The 16,939-nt window shown below is 40.3% G+C and carries 21 protein-coding genes; 10 read left to right on the forward strand and 11 right to left on the reverse strand.

Going from position 1 to position 16,939, the window contains the following annotated elements; translation table 11 throughout:
- The first annotated feature begins 37 nt into the window (after positions 1 to 37).
- On the forward strand, positions 38 to 1,312 hold the full coding sequence (locus MKY11_RS04920; protein WP_342501903.1) for a SidA/IucD/PvdA family monooxygenase: 1,275 nt from the start codon (positions 38 to 40) through the stop codon (positions 1,310 to 1,312).
- Positions 1,313 to 1,350: 38 nt separating this feature from the next.
- Here MKY11_RS04920 and MKY11_RS04925 read toward each other — a convergent pair whose 3' ends face one another.
- Both MKY11_RS04925 and MKY11_RS04930 read right to left on the reverse strand, forming a co-directional pair.
- Complete coding sequence (locus MKY11_RS04925) at positions 1,351 to 2,574, reverse strand: cation:proton antiporter (protein ID WP_342501904.1); 1,224 nt, start codon at positions 2,572 to 2,574, stop codon at positions 1,351 to 1,353.
- Positions 2,575 to 2,577: 3 nt separating this feature from the next.
- On the reverse strand, positions 2,578 to 3,075 hold the full coding sequence (locus MKY11_RS04930; protein WP_017366937.1) for a cation:proton antiporter regulatory subunit: 498 nt from the start codon (positions 3,073 to 3,075) through the stop codon (positions 2,578 to 2,580).
- A gap of 526 nt (positions 3,076 to 3,601) precedes the next feature.
- On the opposite strand from MKY11_RS04930, the gene MKY11_RS04935 reads away from it, so the two are divergent.
- Positions 3,602 to 4,417 (forward strand): enoyl-CoA hydratase, encoded by an 816-nt coding sequence (locus tag MKY11_RS04935; protein WP_081105402.1) that lies wholly within the window; start codon positions 3,602 to 3,604, stop codon positions 4,415 to 4,417.
- Between the two features lie 35 nt (positions 4,418 to 4,452).
- Here the strand turns inward: MKY11_RS04935 and MKY11_RS04940 are convergent, their stop codons facing one another.
- Positions 4,453 to 4,641 (reverse strand): YhzD family protein, encoded by a 189-nt coding sequence (locus tag MKY11_RS04940; protein ID WP_024719988.1) that lies wholly within the window; start codon positions 4,639 to 4,641, stop codon positions 4,453 to 4,455.
- A gap of 173 nt (positions 4,642 to 4,814) precedes the next feature.
- On the opposite strand from MKY11_RS04940, the gene MKY11_RS04945 reads away from it, so the two are divergent.
- The 4 genes from MKY11_RS04945 (at position 4,815) to MKY11_RS04960 (ending at position 10,187) form a co-directional block, all read left to right on the forward strand.
- Complete coding sequence (locus MKY11_RS04945) at positions 4,815 to 6,029, forward strand: DNA repair exonuclease (protein ID WP_081114751.1); 1,215 nt, start codon at positions 4,815 to 4,817, stop codon at positions 6,027 to 6,029.
- A 16-nt stretch (positions 6,030 to 6,045) separates the two neighbouring features.
- Positions 6,046 to 8,832 carry an AAA family ATPase gene (locus MKY11_RS04950; protein WP_342501905.1) on the forward strand — a complete coding sequence of 929 codons (2,787 nt, stop codon included), beginning with the start codon at positions 6,046 to 6,048 and terminating at the stop codon, positions 8,830 to 8,832.
- Between the two features lie 62 nt (positions 8,833 to 8,894).
- Positions 8,895 to 9,848, forward strand: coding sequence for a 3'-5' exoribonuclease YhaM (yhaM, locus tag MKY11_RS04955; protein WP_007497151.1), 954 nt, complete (start codon positions 8,895 to 8,897; stop codon positions 9,846 to 9,848).
- Positions 9,849 to 9,956: 108 nt separating this feature from the next.
- Positions 9,957 to 10,187, forward strand: a complete 231-nt coding sequence (locus tag MKY11_RS04960; protein ID WP_017360318.1) for a sporulation YhaL family protein — start codon at positions 9,957 to 9,959, stop codon at positions 10,185 to 10,187.
- A gap of 55 nt (positions 10,188 to 10,242) precedes the next feature.
- Here the strand turns inward: MKY11_RS04960 and MKY11_RS04965 are convergent, their stop codons facing one another.
- On the reverse strand, positions 10,243 to 11,118 hold the full coding sequence (locus MKY11_RS04965) for a peptidylprolyl isomerase (RefSeq protein WP_024719991.1): 876 nt from the start codon (positions 11,116 to 11,118) through the stop codon (positions 10,243 to 10,245).
- 161 nt (positions 11,119 to 11,279) lie between these two features.
- Between MKY11_RS04965 and MKY11_RS04970 the strand changes: the two genes are divergently transcribed.
- Both MKY11_RS04970 and MKY11_RS04975 read left to right on the forward strand, forming a co-directional pair.
- Positions 11,280 to 11,366 carry a YjcZ family sporulation protein gene (locus MKY11_RS04970; protein WP_008361129.1) on the forward strand — a complete coding sequence of 29 codons (87 nt, stop codon included), beginning with the start codon at positions 11,280 to 11,282 and terminating at the stop codon, positions 11,364 to 11,366.
- A gap of 145 nt (positions 11,367 to 11,511) precedes the next feature.
- A complete protein-coding gene (locus MKY11_RS04975) occupies positions 11,512 to 11,601 on the forward strand; it encodes a YjcZ family sporulation protein (protein WP_034647786.1) in 90 nt (29 codons plus the stop codon).
- 53 nt (positions 11,602 to 11,654) lie between these two features.
- On the opposite strand, the gene MKY11_RS04980 is transcribed toward MKY11_RS04975, so the two are convergent.
- Both MKY11_RS04980 and MKY11_RS04985 read right to left on the reverse strand, forming a co-directional pair.
- Positions 11,655 to 11,840, reverse strand: a complete 186-nt coding sequence (locus MKY11_RS04980) for a hypothetical protein (protein WP_072368131.1) — start codon at positions 11,838 to 11,840, stop codon at positions 11,655 to 11,657.
- Between the two features lie 82 nt (positions 11,841 to 11,922).
- The gene (locus MKY11_RS04985) at positions 11,923 to 12,441 is read right to left on the reverse strand and encodes a DUF3267 domain-containing protein (protein WP_008348895.1); all 519 of its coding nucleotides are present in this window, start codon (positions 12,439 to 12,441) and stop codon (positions 11,923 to 11,925) included.
- Between the two features lie 234 nt (positions 12,442 to 12,675).
- Between MKY11_RS04985 and MKY11_RS04990 the strand changes: the two genes are divergently transcribed.
- Positions 12,676 to 13,020 (forward strand): YhaI family protein, encoded by a 345-nt coding sequence (locus tag MKY11_RS04990; protein ID WP_058337520.1) that lies wholly within the window; start codon positions 12,676 to 12,678, stop codon positions 13,018 to 13,020.
- Here MKY11_RS04990 and MKY11_RS04995 read toward each other — a convergent pair.
- Both MKY11_RS04995 and MKY11_RS05000 read right to left on the reverse strand, forming a co-directional pair.
- Positions 12,998 to 13,612, reverse strand: a complete 615-nt coding sequence (locus tag MKY11_RS04995) for an HTH-type transcriptional regulator Hpr (protein WP_342501906.1) — start codon at positions 13,610 to 13,612, stop codon at positions 12,998 to 13,000. The two genes, MKY11_RS04990 and MKY11_RS04995, sit on opposite strands and share 23 nt — an antisense overlap.
- Before the next feature lie 187 nt (positions 13,613 to 13,799).
- On the reverse strand, positions 13,800 to 14,156 hold the full coding sequence (locus tag MKY11_RS05000) for a YtxH domain-containing protein (RefSeq protein ID WP_007497160.1): 357 nt from the start codon (positions 14,154 to 14,156) through the stop codon (positions 13,800 to 13,802).
- Between the two features lie 128 nt (positions 14,157 to 14,284).
- On the opposite strand from MKY11_RS05000, the gene MKY11_RS05005 reads away from it, so the two are divergent.
- Positions 14,285 to 14,476 carry a hypothetical protein gene (locus MKY11_RS05005; protein ID WP_008348888.1) on the forward strand — a complete coding sequence of 64 codons (192 nt, stop codon included), beginning with the start codon at positions 14,285 to 14,287 and terminating at the stop codon, positions 14,474 to 14,476.
- Between the two features lie 47 nt (positions 14,477 to 14,523).
- Here MKY11_RS05005 and MKY11_RS05010 read toward each other — a convergent pair whose 3' ends face one another.
- The 3 genes from MKY11_RS05010 to MKY11_RS05020 all read right to left on the reverse strand — a co-directional run bounded on the left by MKY11_RS05010 (position 14,524) and on the right by MKY11_RS05020 (position 16,834).
- Complete coding sequence (locus tag MKY11_RS05010) at positions 14,524 to 15,042, reverse strand: tryptophan transporter (RefSeq protein WP_008348886.1); 519 nt, start codon at positions 15,040 to 15,042, stop codon at positions 14,524 to 14,526.
- Between the two features lie 125 nt (positions 15,043 to 15,167).
- Entirely contained in the window at positions 15,168 to 16,247 is a 1,080-nt protein-coding gene (gene serC / locus MKY11_RS05015; protein ID WP_007497164.1) for a 3-phosphoserine/phosphohydroxythreonine transaminase, read from the reverse strand.
- A 158-nt stretch (positions 16,248 to 16,405) separates the two neighbouring features.
- Entirely contained in the window at positions 16,406 to 16,834 is a 429-nt protein-coding gene (locus tag MKY11_RS05020) for an HIT family protein (protein WP_008348883.1), read from the reverse strand.
- Between the last annotated feature and the right edge of the window lie 105 nt (positions 16,835 to 16,939).

Here is a 16,939-nt window from a genome sequence, read left to right on the forward strand (position 1 = left end):
GGTATATAGGGGGTAAAAAGGTAAAGCAGGTGTACATATGATGGATGTGATCGGAATTGGGATTGGGCCAGCAAATTTAGGATTGGCCGCTTTATTAGAGGAGTATGAAGATGTGACATGCTGTTTTTTTGAACAGGAAACCGAATTTGCTTGGCATCCTGGTATGCTCATCAAAGGAACGGACTTACAAGTTTCCTTTCTAGCGGACCTTGTGACAATGGCTAATCCAAGTAGCAAGTATACATTTTTAAATTATTTACATGAATCAAACAGGCTTCACCGATTTTATACATTTGAACAATTTGATATCCCCCGGAGAGAATTCAATGAGTATTTATCATGGGTTGCAGGTGAATTAGATAGCTGTCAGTTCGGGATGAAGGTGGAAGAAGTGACCGACTGTGAAGACGGGTATCTTGTAAAAGTTCGGCGGTTGAAAGATGGGGCGCTTTCTGAATATCGTGCAAAGCATGTCGTCCTTGGAACTGGAAGCAAGCCGATGATTCCTGTCGATGTGCCAGAAGTTGCGTTGCCGCATGTGACCCATAGCAGTCGTTATGTAGATCAACAAAAAGAACTTCATGAAGCTGAAACGGTGGCGGTGATTGGTTCAGGTCAGAGTGCAGCTGAAATTTTCTTAGACCTGCTTCAGCATCAGAAGAAAGGACAGCAGCTTTCGTGGTTTACACGTTCAAGTGAATTTAGAGAACTAGAGACAGCGGAGCTTGGTCAGGAGCTATTTACACCTAAGTATGTTGAATATTTTCATTCCCTTCCTTATGAAGAACGGATGAACACATTGCCTAGACTGGCAGGATTAAGGAATGGCATAGATGCATCGACGCTTTCTCGTATTTATCAGGAATTGTACCATCGCTCCGTTTCAGGAGAAGAGCCTTCTGTACTCATTCAGCCAATGACTGAGCTTGAAGCGATACATATGGAGGATGAGCAGCAGTTAGAGCTGCATTTGAAACAATGGCAGCTCAAGAAAGAAAAGAAAATGACAGCCGATCATGTGGTATTGGCTACAGGATATACGCCTAATATTCCGGAATGGTTTAGCGCATATGAACCATTGATTGAATGGGAAAGCGATGAGCATTTTAAAGTGACAGACGACTTCAGGCTTGTGTTTAAAGACAAACGGTCTCATCATTTCTTTACATTCACGAACCTCGATCACTCTCATGGAACAGCGGCGACCAATTTAAAATTATCGATCTACCGCAATCAGAAAGTCATCCGAACCATTCGCGGGGATACGAAAGAACAAGTGAAGCAAGAAACAGCATTTCAGCAATTTGAATAGATATAAAAAAAGGGCCCCCAGCACTGGGCCCTTTTCAATTAAATGGTTGTTTCTCTTTTTACTTTTGGTTTTTCAGTTTTCCATTTGAAGATTTTGTTTAGGATTTGATAGATACGCTTTGATTCTTTCGTCACTAGCGGTCCTAAAATCGCAAGGATTAATACATATAATGCAGCAAATGGCTTCAATGTAGCGGCAAGCCCGCCTGCAATCCCAAGTTCGGCTACAATGATGGAAAACTCTCCTCTTGATACGATGGTAAATCCAATATTAGAAGAAGCTTTATGAGAGAAACCGGCTCTTCTTCCAGCAAACATCCCGGCGGTGAAGTTCCCAATTAAGGTGAGAATGACAGCGCCGATCGCAAGCCAGAAGGCATCTCCTAATGTAAATGGATCAATACTCAATCCGAAGCTGAAGAAGAACATGGCGCCAAAGAAATCTCTAAAAGGAACAACGAGATGTTCAATGCGGTCTGAGTGCTCTGTTTCTGAAAACACAAGACCGAGTAAGAGAGCGCCAATGGCCTCTGCGACATGAATCGTCTCTGAAAAACCAGCCACGAAGAACAAAGCGGCAAAAATGACAATGATAAATACTTCATTTGAACGGATATCGAATAGTTTGTTTAATAGTTTTGGTAGCTTACGTGCGATGATAAAGAAAATCATCATGTAACCAAAAGCGATTAAAATAGATAATAAGGCACCGCCAACGGACGTGGCATCTCCAAGGACAAGACCGGATACGACAGATAAATAGACGGCGAGAAAAATATCCTCAAACATAATAATCCCAAGAATTAACTCTGTTTCAGGGTTCGCTGTCCGTTTTAAATCGACAAGGACTTTGGCGACAATGGCGCTGGATGAAATGGTGATAACGCCTGCCATAATGAGGACTTCAAGGAATCCAAAGCCTGTGATAAACCCATAAAGCAATCCTAAGCTAAAGTTGATCAAAATATAAATAGATCCGCCGACTGCAATGGATTTACCCGATTTTATGAGTTTGCCGACAGAGAACTCAAGCCCAAGGTAGAATAGAAGGAACAGGACACCCATTCTACCAAAAAACGAAATAATCTCGGTGCTCTCGATAAACTTCAAATCAATGATCCCGATGGTTGGTGCATGCGGACCAACAATCATCCCGAGGACAATGAGAAAAGGAATGATAGAAAATTTAATTTTATTGGCGATTAAGCTGGCAATGGCGATGAGAATAAGCGCCGTTCCAACTTCAAAGACTAAATGATCCATTCATCACTCTCCCCCTCTAGAAAGAAAATCACGTATCAATCGCTTCAAGTGTTTTCTTTCGCCTGAAATGACCATCGTATCATTTGCTTGAATAATCGAATCGGCACCGGGGTTGAGTAATTTTTCATTTGTATGTTTAATGATCGCAATGACGGTGACTTCATAATTTTGTCTCACATCTAAATCGCCGAGTGTATGTCCAACCGCTTTTGCGTCTTTTTCTACCTTAAACCATTCAATGATCAAATCATTGAACGCCATTTCAATCGTTTCAAGTGCTTGCGGCTTATACACCATACCGCCAATAATGGCAGCAATTTGCCGGGCTTCAGCATCATCGAGAGAAATGGTGGACAGTACTTCATCTGGATCTTCATCGTCGAAACGATAAATCTCCCGTCTGCCATCATCATGAATCACAATCGTCATCTTTTCTCTATTTCTCGTTTCAATTTCAAATTTCTTTCCAATCCCAGGAAGATCATTTTCTTTAATGTTCATTTTATCCCTCCGAATATGATAGGTTTTGTTTTTCATATAGTGAGTACGGATGAAATAAAATGAATCAGTCGAGGTAATTTGATTGGTACATAATGGGGATTGCACACTTCATTTCTAAAAAACATAAATCAATAGATAACGCTGTGGTTGATGCAAACTTTACAAGAAAAGCTTTTGAAGCGCCTATTGATAACCTCTGTTTTAACAGAAGAGATGATGCATGTTTTTTTGAAAATGGAGGTGTCTTCACAGCGTTGATTTCTTCATCATAAATCGATGGAGAAATCAGGCTGGGTGTGCTCGCTTCTGCTTGTGAAGCAAAAACGACATTTGAAAAGGGAGAAAACATGACGATGCAGCTAATCAATATACATATGGAACTTCTTATCAATCATCCTCCCCCTTTCAAATGATGTTTTATTTCTTATTTTACTATATAAAAATATATTTCTCGTTTCAACAATTATGCTTATTTTAGTATCAGTTGATCTTGAAATTTTTTGTGTAGAGGAAAAGGAATTACTTGATGGAAATTGAAGTAAGTCATGAGCTTGAAAAGAAAGAGGGGGAATGGATGATGACATATATCAATTGTCAGGTAGACGGGGATATTTTTGAAATCGTTTTCAATAGACCTGAAGCGTATAATTCGTTTCATGTTGACATGTTTGCTGAATTGAAGGAAGCGTGTGATACAGCGAGTGAGAGCAGCGCAAAAATTGTTGTACTCAAGGGGATGGGCAAAGGGTTTTCAGCAGGCGGAGATATTGGCATGATGCTAAAGCAAGATCGTGAAGAAGATTTTCATCGCGTGATGGATTTGATCGAGGGAATTACACTTTCTTTAGCCAGTATGAAAAAAGTGACGATTGCACTTGTCCACGGGGCAGCGGCTGGTCTTGCTTTTAGCTTTGCCCTTAGCTGTGACTATTTGTTTATGCATCAAGATGCTAAACTTGCCATGAACTTTAATGGAATCGGGTTAATCCCAGATGGCGGAGGGCATTTTTTCCTCACCAAAAGAGTTAGTGAACAAACCGCTAAACAATTGATTTGGAGCGGACAAAAGCTACCGGCTGAAGAAGCGCTCAAGCTTCGCCTTGCAGACGGCGTGTTTCAAGATGAGGTGGATACGTATCAAAAAGCGTGCGTCAAGCCATTTTTAAATATGCCACTTCAAGCCTTTGTTGAAACAAAGATGATTTATTTTCAGCAGTCAGAATCACAGCTGTTAGCCGTTCTTCAAAAAGAGCGTGCTGCACAAGCTAGACTGAGACAAAGCCGTGATCATCAGGAGGGTGTTCAAGCATTTTTGGAAAAAAGACGTCCTGTGTTTCATTAAATAGAAGAATGAATGGCCGGCAGATGCCGGCTTTTTTAACGTTCAAATAAAAGAAGTTTACCTGCATCATTTACGAGCCGGTGAGAATGCTTTGTGTATTGTTGTTCGATTAAACGATGACGTCCTAATTCTTTTGCTTTTTCATCACTATCTGTGGTGATTTTTTCGTTTAATAAGGTTTCACCTGACGAATCAAATACAGTCAAATAGTAGGTTTTCTCCATCTCTGATCTTCCCTTTCTTCTTGTTTTTTAATGAATTATACAAGGAGGAAGTTAAAACCTCTTTTTTCACCCCTAAAAATGTGTTTTTTAGAATGAGAGCGATAGAACGTGCATTCGTAAAAACGGCGTGATAAAATATGGACAACTACAGTAACGTACAAGGAGATAGACGTTTGACGAAGCTCACTTTTATTCATGCCGCAGATCTTCATTTAGATAGTCCGTTTGCGGGAATGTCCAATATACCGAACCGAATTTTTAAGAGGTTGAAAGAAAGTACATTTCAAAGTGCCAAGAACATGTTTGAACTTGCGATTGATCGAGAAGTAGACTTTATGCTGCTGAGCGGAGATATATTTGACGAATCGAATCGCAGCCTAAAAGCACAGCTTTTTTTAAGAAATCAGTTTCTTCAGCTACAATCACACGGGATTGAAGTGTTTATTATTTATGGTAATCATGATCATTTAGGTGGTGAATGGACACCAATTGAGTGGCCAGAGAATGTTCACGTTTTTTTGAGCAGTACGCCAAGTGAGCAAGCCTTTTATAGAGAAGGTCAGCTTGTGGCAAGTATTTACGGGTTCAGCTACAAAGAGCGAGCTGTCCATGAAAATATGACACCTTATTATGAAAAAACAACAAATGCCCCCTATCATATTGCAATGCTTCACGGCACATTAGCAGGTCAAGAAGGGCATGATGCGTATGCACCATTTCAGCTTCAGCAGCTTCTAGCGCGGGATTTTGATTATTGGGCGCTTGGACATATTCATAAGCGGGCTCTTCTGCATGAAGACCCAATGGTGATCTATCCTGGAAACGTGCAAGGAAGACATATAAAAGAAACAGGAGAGAAAGGCTGTTATGTCGTTTACCTATCTGAAGATGCTCAAAGAGCGGAGTTTATGAGCTGTTCAGATGTCATCTTTGAGACATTGACAATAGATATCACACATACCGCTCATATGACCGATCTTGTAATACTTGTGGACAAAAAGATGAGTGGACTGAAAGAGAGAGGTGTTCCTCATTTTGTGAAAATCGAACTAACTGGCGATGCTCCTGCTTATATGGAGCTCACGCAGCTTGAAGTGCTTGAGGAGCTGATGGCTGTTCTTCATGAACAGGAGGAAGATGAAGACTTGTTCGTTTGGGTGATGTCGATTGACTGCCGGACACATGAAGATGCCGTCTATCCAGAAGATTCTTTTTTGACAGAACTAACAGCAGAAATTGCCGAGTTTGATGCGTATGATGAGCTGCTTTCACCGATCAAGCGTCATCCAACCTATAGAAAGGCAGGAAGAGCTTTTACAAAAGAGGACGAGATCGATATTAAAGAAGAGGCACAAAGGCTGCTGGCAGAACAGCTGAAGCATTTATGAGAGAAGGAGAGGCATGATGAAAATACGTTCACTCCATATTGCGAATTTCGGGAAATTTTCCAATCAAACCTTCCACTTTTCTGATGACGGTTTTCAGTTAGTTTACGGCCTGAATGAATCGGGGAAAACGACATTGAAGGCGTTTATTGAATCGATGTTATTTGGTTTTTCCAAAAGCCATATGTATAAGCCAAAGCATGGCTCATTTTATGGCGGGTCTCTTACATGTTTAGATGAGGAATTAGGTGAGATTCATATTGAAAGAACATCTGATCATGGCGGCCAAGCTCAGGTGTTGCTGCCAAATGGTGAAGTGAAAGATGAAGCGTTTCTACATGCGATGTTAAAGGGAACAGATCGCAGATTATACCAATCGATCTATTCTTTTGACGTGTTTGGTCTGCAAAATGTACAAGCATTAAATCAAGATCAAATAGGGGAATTTCTACTCTTTTCAAGTTTGTTTGGCTCAGATGCGGCATCCAAAATGGACAGCAGGCTGCTAAAACAGCAGGAGCAGCTTTTTAAACCGAATGGACGTAAGCCTGAATTAAATCAGCAGCTTGATCATGTAAAAGAGCTGTCAGGTAAGTTGAAACAGGCCAAATTGGTAGAAAGTCGTTATATGGAAAAGAAAAAAGAACAAGCTGAATTAACCGAGAAGGTAGAAATGCTTCAGCATGAAATGAGACAGACTAAAGAAGAGATTCAGCTTTTGACGGAACATATTCGACTTTATCCTATGATAGAAAACAAGATAGAGTTAAAAAAAGATTTGGCTAGTTATCCAGAACGAGTCAAAAGGTTTAGACCGGAAACCGCACATGAACTTGATAAATTAGAATCACACCTTCACCCAAAAAAGGCGCAAGTGACGGCACTGAAACAAAAATTAGATCATTTGCAAACGTCGCTCACGCAAGTTCAGCCACTCTATGACAAGGATACGGTATTGGAGATGAAGCGAGTCATAGCTGAATCATCTGATGCTGAACTTGTGAAGAAACGCTTAGCAGAAGGGAAAACAGAGCAGAATTCTTTGAAACAAAAAATAGAAGAAGCATCAGCGAAGCTGAAGTGGCAGCGTCCAATCAAGCTTGACCAGCTGGATGATTCACTTGACTTTGAGTGGGAATTAAAAGAGGCTGTGAGCCAATACGTTCGTTTAATGGATAGGAAAACGCAGCTCGATGACCGGTTTGATCATGCAAGACATGAGCTGGAAGAAGCGGAAACCGCTCTAAAAGGATTAAAGGAGCAGCCCGTTAAACAGCAAGATGCAGAAGATGTCAGGGGCACAAGGGCTACAGTGAAACAGAATCATTCCAGAGTGTGGTTATTCCCGCTGATGTTCGTGCTATGTGCTGTCATTCTCACGGTCTTATTCGTTTTAGCAGAGAGCTGGGTGACGTTGCTGTTTGCAGGATTTTCCGTTTTTGTCTTGATCGCTATTTATCCAGTACTTAAACAGACTCAGATGAAGGAAGCAAACGACAGTAACGCCTATCATTCCTTTCAAGTTCAAACAGCTTCAGCTGAAACGCTAGTGAAGCAAAAGGAGCTTTTATACGAAAGAATGATACAGCAATATGAAGACTGGGAGCGGGAACTGGAACCTGTACAGCAACAAGTAGAAGATATGAGAAGGCAGCTGGGTTTGTCCTCAGAGCTCTCATTCCTTGTGGAAGCTTTCCATATCTTGAAACAATTAAAAGCGAATACAGCGGCATATGAGGCGCTTAACAAGGAAATAGAGATGCTCACACAGCAGCAATCGACCTACGAGCAAAGAGTTTCAGCGCTCATGAGTCTCCTTCAAAGAAAAGAAGGGACCATTCAAGAGAATATCTCAGCCTTTCAAGAGATATTGAAAGATGAGGAAAAAAGAGAAAAAGAACGTCAGACATTGCACGTATCCATTCAACATGTAGAGCAGCAGCTGACAACATTAGAAGGAGAAGTTCAATATTATGAAAAACAAACGGACGAGCTTTTTCGAAAAGTAGAAGCAGCGTCAAAAGAAGATTATCATGTCCTATCTCATCTATCCAAAGAATACCGGGAGCGGCTGTACAATTTGCAGCAGCTGAACCAAGAGCTACACAAAAGCGGTTATATAGATGAGGAAGAGGTCATTGTCCGTAAAGGTTTACGCACCCTTGAGGAGCAGTGTGCACAAGCAAAAAGACATCTGAATGACATGCAAGAGAATGTGACGAATATGAAAAAACGCTTGGCAGAATTAGCAGTAGAAATACGCCAAATAGAAGCATCAGGTACAGTGTCTGATTTGACTCATCAGCTTGCTGTAGAGCAGGAGCAGGCAAAGCATCTAGCGAAAAAATGGGCGGCTATTCAGCTCGTTCGTTCCGTCATTCGAGAGAAACTCAATGAGCATAAAGAAACGAGGCTACCAGCACTCCTCCAAACAGCTTCCCGATTTATTCAGCCGTTAACGAATGATCGATATGAAGTGATTTTATTTTCTGCCGAAGATGACCGGCTGATTGTGAAACGGAGGGATGGACGCCTATTCCGCCCGGAGGAGCTTTCACAAGCAACATGTGAGCAAATTTATCTCTCGATTCGTTTTGCACTTGCTTTGTCCCACCAGCAAGATTGTCAGCTCCCATTTATGATGGATGACAGTTTCGTTCACTTTGATCATGTCCGTCTAGACAGGGTGCTGGAGCTGATGAGTGAACTCACTCGTTTTGAAACACAGCTGTTTTATTTCACTTGTCATCATTATATGAAACAAGCAGCGGAAGACGGGCAGATTACGAGCTTAGCAGTGGAATGATTGACAAATTATGACTTATGTTATACTTATATGAGCAGAAACATGGAAGGAGCATTTATTGAATGGCTAAAGGGATCATGACCTATGACGTCGGCGAACAAGTTGACCTGCATTTATTAATTAAATCATCTACTAAAGGGATTGCGAGTAATGGCAAACCATTTTTAACGTTAATTCTTCAAGATCAAAGTGGAGATATTGAGGCGAAGCTATGGGATGCAAAGCAGAACGATGAACTCACATATGCTGCGCAAACCATTGTGAAGGTAGTAGGTGATATTCATCATTATCGCGGAAGGAATCAGCTGAAGCTTAGGAATATACGTCCTGTTGCTGAAAACGAGCAAATCCGCATTGATGATTTTCTAGAAACAGCTCCTATTCCAAAGCACGATATGATGGATACCATCATGCAATATATTTTTGATATGAAAAACCCTAATATTCAGCGTGTCACAAGACATTTGCTGAAGAAATATGGACAGGAATTTGCTGATTACCCAGCAGCTACGAAAAACCATCACGAGTTTGTTTCGGGTCTTGCCTATCACGTGGTATCGATGCTTCATTTAGCGAAATCCATTGTTGATCTATACCCATCACTAGATCGAGATCTTTTATATTCAGGGATCATTCTACATGATTTAGGGAAAGTCAAAGAGCTTTCGGGTCCTGTCTCCACCACATATACAGTAGAAGGGAACTTAATTGGCCACATTTCTATTATGGTGACAGAAATTGCGAAAGCCGCAGAGGAGCTTGGCATTGATTCTGAGGAAATTCTGATTCTGCAGCATTTAGTGCTGAGTCATCATGGAAAAGGGGAGTGGGGCAGTCCTAAACCACCAATGGTGAAGGAAGCCGAAATTCTCCACTATATAGATAATTTAGATGCAAAAATGAACATGATGGATCGTGCGCTTGAGCATGTGAAGCCAGGAGAATATACAGAGCGTATTTTTGCACTAGAGAATCGTTCGTTTTATAAACCAACCTTTCACAATGAATCCTCATGATAAAACGCCCGTTTGATGCGGGCGTTTTTTTTCATAACTTGTCTTCTTTTCGCATAAGCATGTAACACAAAGGAAGAGAGATTAGTCCTGAAAAAGGAGGCGAAGACAATGTTATTTTTTCCATGGTGGGTATATGCATGTATCATTGGTATTATCTTTTGTGCCTATAAATTAATGACGACAGCCAAAGAGGAGCAAGAGATTGATCAATCCTTTATTGAAAAAGAGGGAGAAATCTTTATCGAACGAATGGAGCAGGAGAGAGAGCGTAGACGTCAAGGACAGCAAATGAAACGATCCCAGGAAACGGCGAAGCATGAGGACCATTCGATTGCATAATCAATAAGAATAAAAAAACCCCTCTACAAGTTCATGTAGAGGGGTTTTTCGTTCATTATTGGTTTGGTGTTTGTTGTGTGGTTTGCTCAGATTTTTCTTTGAATGTATTTTCAAGTTCTTTATCTTTTACTTTCACATCAGCATCTTTCACCAATTTGTTTAAGATCGTTTGAATTTCATTGTTGTCTGCTTGTTTTTGATCAAGCAGTTCTTTTTTCAAGTCTGCTTTCATGTCATCGTATTTACCGCGTTCTTCGGTCTTTTTAATGATATGGTAACCAAATTGAGATTTTACTGGTTTGCTGATTTCATTTACTTTTAGTTTGAAGGCAGCTTTACTGAAGTTCTCATCCATTTGGCCTTCTTTTGCAAACCAGCCTACATCGCCGCCTTGTGCTGCTGAAGCAGTGTCAGTTGAATATTCAGATACAAGGTCATCCCATTTTTCGCCTTTATCTAATTTCTTTTCTACTTCATCTGCTGTTTTCTTGTCAGCAACTAAAATGTGGCTTGCGCGGATTTTTCCTTTTAGGTCATCGTAATATGCTTTTACTTCTTTGTCAGTGATTTTGATGTTAGCTTTGGCAGCCTTTTGAGTCAGCAGCTCATATTTTACTTGATCTTTGATGTAATCTTTTCCGAATTCATCTTGAAGTTGTTTTAAACGATCTTCACCAAGTGTCTTTTTATATTCTTCCAATTTCTTATCAATTTCTTTATCTGATACTTTGTATTTGTCAGCAAGAACCTTTTGTTGAACAAGTAGGTTTAAAGCATCTCCACCTGCTTGTTTCTTAAGTGTTGTATAAAGCTCTTCTTTTGTGACATCTCCTGATTTTGTTGTTGCGATCACTTCTTTGTCACCGCTACTGCATGCGCCAAGAGTTAAAACACTTACTGCTGTTACAGCTGCTAAAGCCATTTTTTTCATTCAAAAAACACTCCTAATCTTTCCAATTTATTTATCATTGCTTGTATCATAACATATTGTGACATGCTGTAAAAAGAAATGCAAATGGGAGGGCATTCGTCTAGTCAAATTTTTGCGACCAACATACACATATATTGATCACAAAAAGGAGGCTGAATTATATGGGAGCAGGATATTCTAATGGGTTTGCTTTATTGGTCGTGCTATTCATTTTGCTGATCATCGTTGGTGCAGCATATCTTTATTAATTAAATCGCTGTGACAGAAAGGAGCCGTCCTGCCATGCGTGCGGGCGGTTCTTTTTTAAAACGATGACAAGTGCCTAAACGTTTTAAAATTTTCTGCATACACTGAGCTTAGAACAGAGGAAGAACTGGCAGGAGGTGTTTTCACATGGGAGGAGAAGTCTTTGCTGGCGGTTTTGCACTAGTCGTCGTGTTATTCATCTTATTGATCATTATCGGTGCATCTTGGATTTACTAATAGATCATCATACACAAAAAGCTGCCATCAAACAGGCAGCTTTTGCTTTGATCTTAAATAGATATGGTAATTTCAACAAATGATGAGATCAGTAAGATCAGTATCGATACATTGATAAAGCGAAACACCTTATCTTGCCGTTCTTCAGGAATCTCTCTGACAAGGCATAATGTATTAGTAAGCCTGTTTATTGAATACACAATAAACGCGGCAAAGACGATGAAGTAAAATAAAACTATCGGAGATCCCCCCTCTCTATGCTATTCCCATACTACATTACCAAATTTTTTATGAAAAAGATAGAAGTTGGCTTTAAAAACCTCATGATGAGGAAGTTGGGTCAACTAAAATATCAAACTCGTCTTGGGCTTGATCAATGATGCATGATTTTGGCGCTTTTAGCAGTTTCCAAGCAAATAAAAAGTCAGGCAAACAATAGCCTGCATGAATACTTGCGATCATGATAAAATAGTGTGCGTACATTGGAAATGCCATTCCTAAAACAAAGTAAACAGGTGAGATGACACAAAACGGGCTGAGCAGTGAGAAAAGCATCACTCTCTTAGGCACGCGCTGCCAGCAATTTCGTTTAAATAACGTCATTTTTTTCTTATGTTTCATGACTGGGATCAAGTGAACCACGCGGTGGACAAGCAATGTCGCAAGTAAAAGCACGATAAAAAGCGGTGCATTGTGACTGCTGAGCCTCGTTTCAGGATGAGTCAGTTGAAAACATAAAAATGCCATAATGAAAAAAAATACAGTCAGACATATGGCTGAAATCATCATTCTCGTATAACCATAATCCTTTTCAAGATTAATGGTCTTCCAACAATTCATTTTTCATCCTTCCAATCTCAAAAAAACTAATTGAATATCTCAAGATAATTTACTCTTCCTGAGGATAAAAATCAATGGTTTTCAAGAAAAAAAATAAATTGTTACATTCATATGGAATAAAGAGAGGAAACTTTGGGTTTTTCAAGAAAAAAAGACATAAGAGGGAGGTTCGTCTCTTTCGTCAATGAGTAATTTCGGCTAAAATAGAGTGACTAAGAGAAAGAGGGAACGTACATGAGTATTGAGGAACGAATGAGCCAGCTCGAATATTATATGGAACTGTTACTGACGGCGACAGATATGAGCCCTTATCCATATTATGCGCTATTGATCCGGCAGCGTGTATCGAAAGAAGAGGCAAAGGACATTGAGCGTATTTGTGCTGAGCTCTCAGATGAAATGGACAAGCAAAAAGCACAAGGCTACGTCATGTTCGACGATCTCCTTGCGCTGTTTGCGGGACAGTTAATTGAAAAGCTGGATGTTCATGAGACGATTTTTGCTTTGCATGATCAAGGGCTGTTTCAGCCGTTAATGAATGAATTTATAAAGATCATTAAACAATTTGATTTGCTTTAGCCGCTTTTTCCTCCACTGAGTCTTCAAGTTCTTCAGGCTTTTTCGTGACTTTCCCACGTTCATTCAAAAAGTCCTTCTCAATGTTTGAAAACGATTTCTCAAAAATCTCCATGAAATCCTCACCATAAATGTTTCGGATAATACACATCATTTCTAAAATTTCAGGGAACTTTCCGTAAATGTCATGAAGCGGCTGTGCGCCTTTGACAATACCAGTTCGGGCCGGGTCGTAATCTTCGAGTAGTTTATGGAATGTCTCTTCGCCTTTTGGCGTTAGTTCAATATACGTATTGCGTTTATCGTTTAACTTTTTAGAAAATTTTAAAAATCCTCTTTCCTCTAATTTTTTAGAGAAGTTAAACGCCGTTGATACATGCATGACGCCAAACTTTGCAATTTCTGATATTGAAGCTCCTTTTAATTGATACGCAATCCACAAAATATGATGTTCATTGATATTTAGGTTATACGGTTTGATCCACTGCTGCCAGTCCTTTTCAATGGATTTCCAAAGAGCTTTGCTCAATTGGGCCATTCTTTGACTGAATAAAAGTGCTTCTTTTACATCGAAAGGCTGTTCCGAATGATTCATCCATTTCACCTACTTCTCTTTTTCTTGTAATTCTATTATGCCAATAAAATAAAGATTAATAAAGCTGAAAATTCAAGAATTTTTAAAAGTCATGAAAAACATTGACAAAATAACCTTTTTTCAACAAAAAAAGTGCGGGATACGCACCCCGCACACTTTTGTAAACGAATATTTTTTTGTGAGTATATTAGTTTTGTAAGGTTTTCTCCAGTTGTTTGAGCTTTTCCTCAATTTCCTGAATTTCCTTTTGTAGGTCCTGTTGATGAGGTTTGATTTCCTCGCGCCATTGCTGAATGGATGTTTGCAATTCAGTTCCGACCTCTTTAATGACTTCAGCACTTTCTTTTGCGGTTTCAACAATCTGCTCTTTTAAAGCTTGTCCATCTCTTTTTAATCTTGTCAGCGTATCTTCGAATTTGTCATAGCCGTCTTTCATCTTTCCGCGTACATCTCTGCCAGAAGAGGGAGTCGTCAGGAGCACTGCCGCACCTCCGAGGAGACCGCCTACAAATAATCCTGTTAATAAAGAACGTCCACTAGCCATTCCAATCACCTCTAGTCAAATTTTACACATTCGCATGTTCTCTCTGAGCTGACGATCAGCTTCATTGAACTTCCATACATAGCTTGCTTTATTTTAGCATACTTTTGAAGAAAAGGGAGGGGAGAAGGTTGTCTGTCTTTCTGTTCGTTTTTACGTGTATGTGTGTGATTTTCGCAGGGGGTTCCATTCATTATGTAAGGCAGCTTGGGTATGCAGGGTCTTATCCGCCAAAACATGTATTAAGACAAAAAGCAATTGTGTGTGCAGCAGGTGCAGGGATTTCGCTCTCCATTTTGCTGCTTACCCTTTTTCTTTTATAGAAGTATGAAAAAAACCTCTTCATCCAATGAAGAGGTTCAGTTATTCGTTAAGCGACTTCAATCATTCTTGCACGCTTTAATATGGACTGAGCAATCGGGAAGACAAATACCATAGCTATCGTATTGATCACAGTTGCTGGCAGGACAACACCTACAAGAAGTGCTGGTAACGCAGCCGGCAGTCCAGTAATCAGTAAAGCGGCAGATAGGAAAATCACGCCCGATACGACGGTCCCAACAGCGGTGAGTACAGCGGTCAGAACGACTTTGTTCTTGATCTTCTGGCAAGATAAGAAAAGGGCTAAGAAGATAAAGGCTGTCACCGGTTTATCAATCATATTTGGAATTTGTCCGCCTGGAAAACCTGTTGTCAAAGCGGAAATGACCCCAGTGACTAGGGCGATCACAACGACATGCTGTACCTTTGGAAAAAGGATGATGCTTAAAAACATCATGACCAGCATCATATCAGGTTTCATTCCGAAAAAGATGGGCGGGAAAATCGTATGCAAAACAGCTCCCATTGCTGCAAGCAATGACATAATCACTAATTCTTTTGTTTTCATTTCTATGCTCTCCTCTGCTAAGCTCTTAGAACTCTCCAATAATATGGCTGATCATTTATTGCAAGAGTCATGACTTTATATTTCTCGTTATTATAACAAATTTATTTCACGATAGAAAAGCCTTTTTACTCATTTTCTTGCTGGAACTTTTTCATAAAGTCCGCAAGCTTTTGGCAGTCTTCTATAGAGACAGCGTTGTAAATCGAGGCTCTGCATCCGCCAACAGAACGATGGCCGGCGAGTCCAACCATTTGTTCTTGTTTTGCTTTCTCCACAAAGGATGCAGTGAGTGCATCATCACGCAGGGTAAACGTGACATTCATATGTGAACGGCTGTCAGCACGTGCATGCCCTTTGTAAAAACCGCCGCTTTGATCAATCGTATCATACAGAAGCGCTGCTTTTTGTTCATTGCGTTTTTCTGCTGCTTCTACGCCGCCCGCCTGTTTCACATGCTCCAAGACAAGGGACAGCATGTAAATCGCAAAAGTCGGTGGTGTGTGATAAAGAGAATTGGCTTTGGCATGTGTTGAATATTTTAAAATTTTAGGTGTGCCGCTTTTTTCTTTCTCTAATAAACGTTTGCGCGCGATCACAATCGTGATACCAGAAGGCCCTAGGTTTTTTTGTGCCCCGGCATAAATGAAATCAAATGAAGACACGTCTATTTTTTTGCTGAGGATATCACTGGACATGTCGGCAATAAGCGGGAGTGACGTGTTCGGGAACGTTTTCCACTGAGTACCGAAAATGGTATTGTTCGATGTGATGTGCAAGTAAGCACCGTCATTTAAAACGGAAGCATCTACATCTGGAATATACGAATAGTTGTCGTCTTCACTTGAGGCAAACACTGATGTTTCACCAAACCCTTTTGCTTCTGACAAGGCTTTCTCTGACCAAGCACCTGTTTGGATGAAATGAGCCGTTTCGCCTTCATGTAAGAAGTTCATCGGAATCATTGCAAATTGAAGACTTGCCCCGCCTTGTAAAAAGAGGACCTCATAATCTTCTGGAATGTCCATCAATTCTACCAAGAGTGCTTTCGCTTTATTGTGGACTTCTTCATACTCACCGCTGCGATGAGAAAGTTCCATCACAGACATCCCGGTTTGTTTAAAATCAACAAGTTCTTCCTGTGCTTTTTGAAGCACTTCTAGCGGCAGCGCCGCCGGACCAGCATTAAAATTCGTCGTTCGCTTCATCACAATCTCTCCCTATTTCTCGCGTTAATGGATCAAAAGATAAAACCATCCTATCACAAATTTGAAGCATTTGGACAAAAAATTTGAATCGTCCTAAATATCTTACGATTCAGAGGATAAGCACAGGAAAGAAGTGAAAAAAAGAAAAACCTCATCAATTAAGATGAGGTAAGGCGCGTATGGATGGCGGAAGAAATATCTTTTAAATCCTCTGATGTATATTGATCTTGGTGAGATTTCCATACGGCACCAAAGCCGTCGCCTTTGCCATAACGTGGAATGATGTGCATATGGTAATGGAACACAGATTGCCCGGCTTTTTCACCGTTGTTGTTTAGAAGGTTTAAACCAATTGGTTCAAATTCCTGTTTGATGGCTCTAGCGATTTTTGGAATCGCTTGGAAGTAATGATTAGACACTTCTGGTGTCATGTCATAAATGTTTTCTTTATGTATTTTCGGGATTACAAGGGTATGTCCTTTTGTTACTTGGCTGATATCAAGAAAAGCCAATACATGCTCGTCTTCATATACTTTTGCACATGGAATGTCTCCATCAATGATCTTGCAAAAAATGCAGTCGCTCACGCCATGTCACTCCTCATTATTTTTCCTTTATCGTATCACAAAAAGAAGCAAAAAAGAAAACAGGACAAGCGAACTCCTTTGGTCGCTCATCCTGCTCCTGCAGAA

The organism is Bacillus sp. FSL W7-1085, from assembly GCF_038595035.1.
GTDB classification, from domain to species: domain Bacteria; phylum Bacillota; class Bacilli; order Bacillales; family Bacillaceae; genus Bacillus; species Bacillus altitudinis.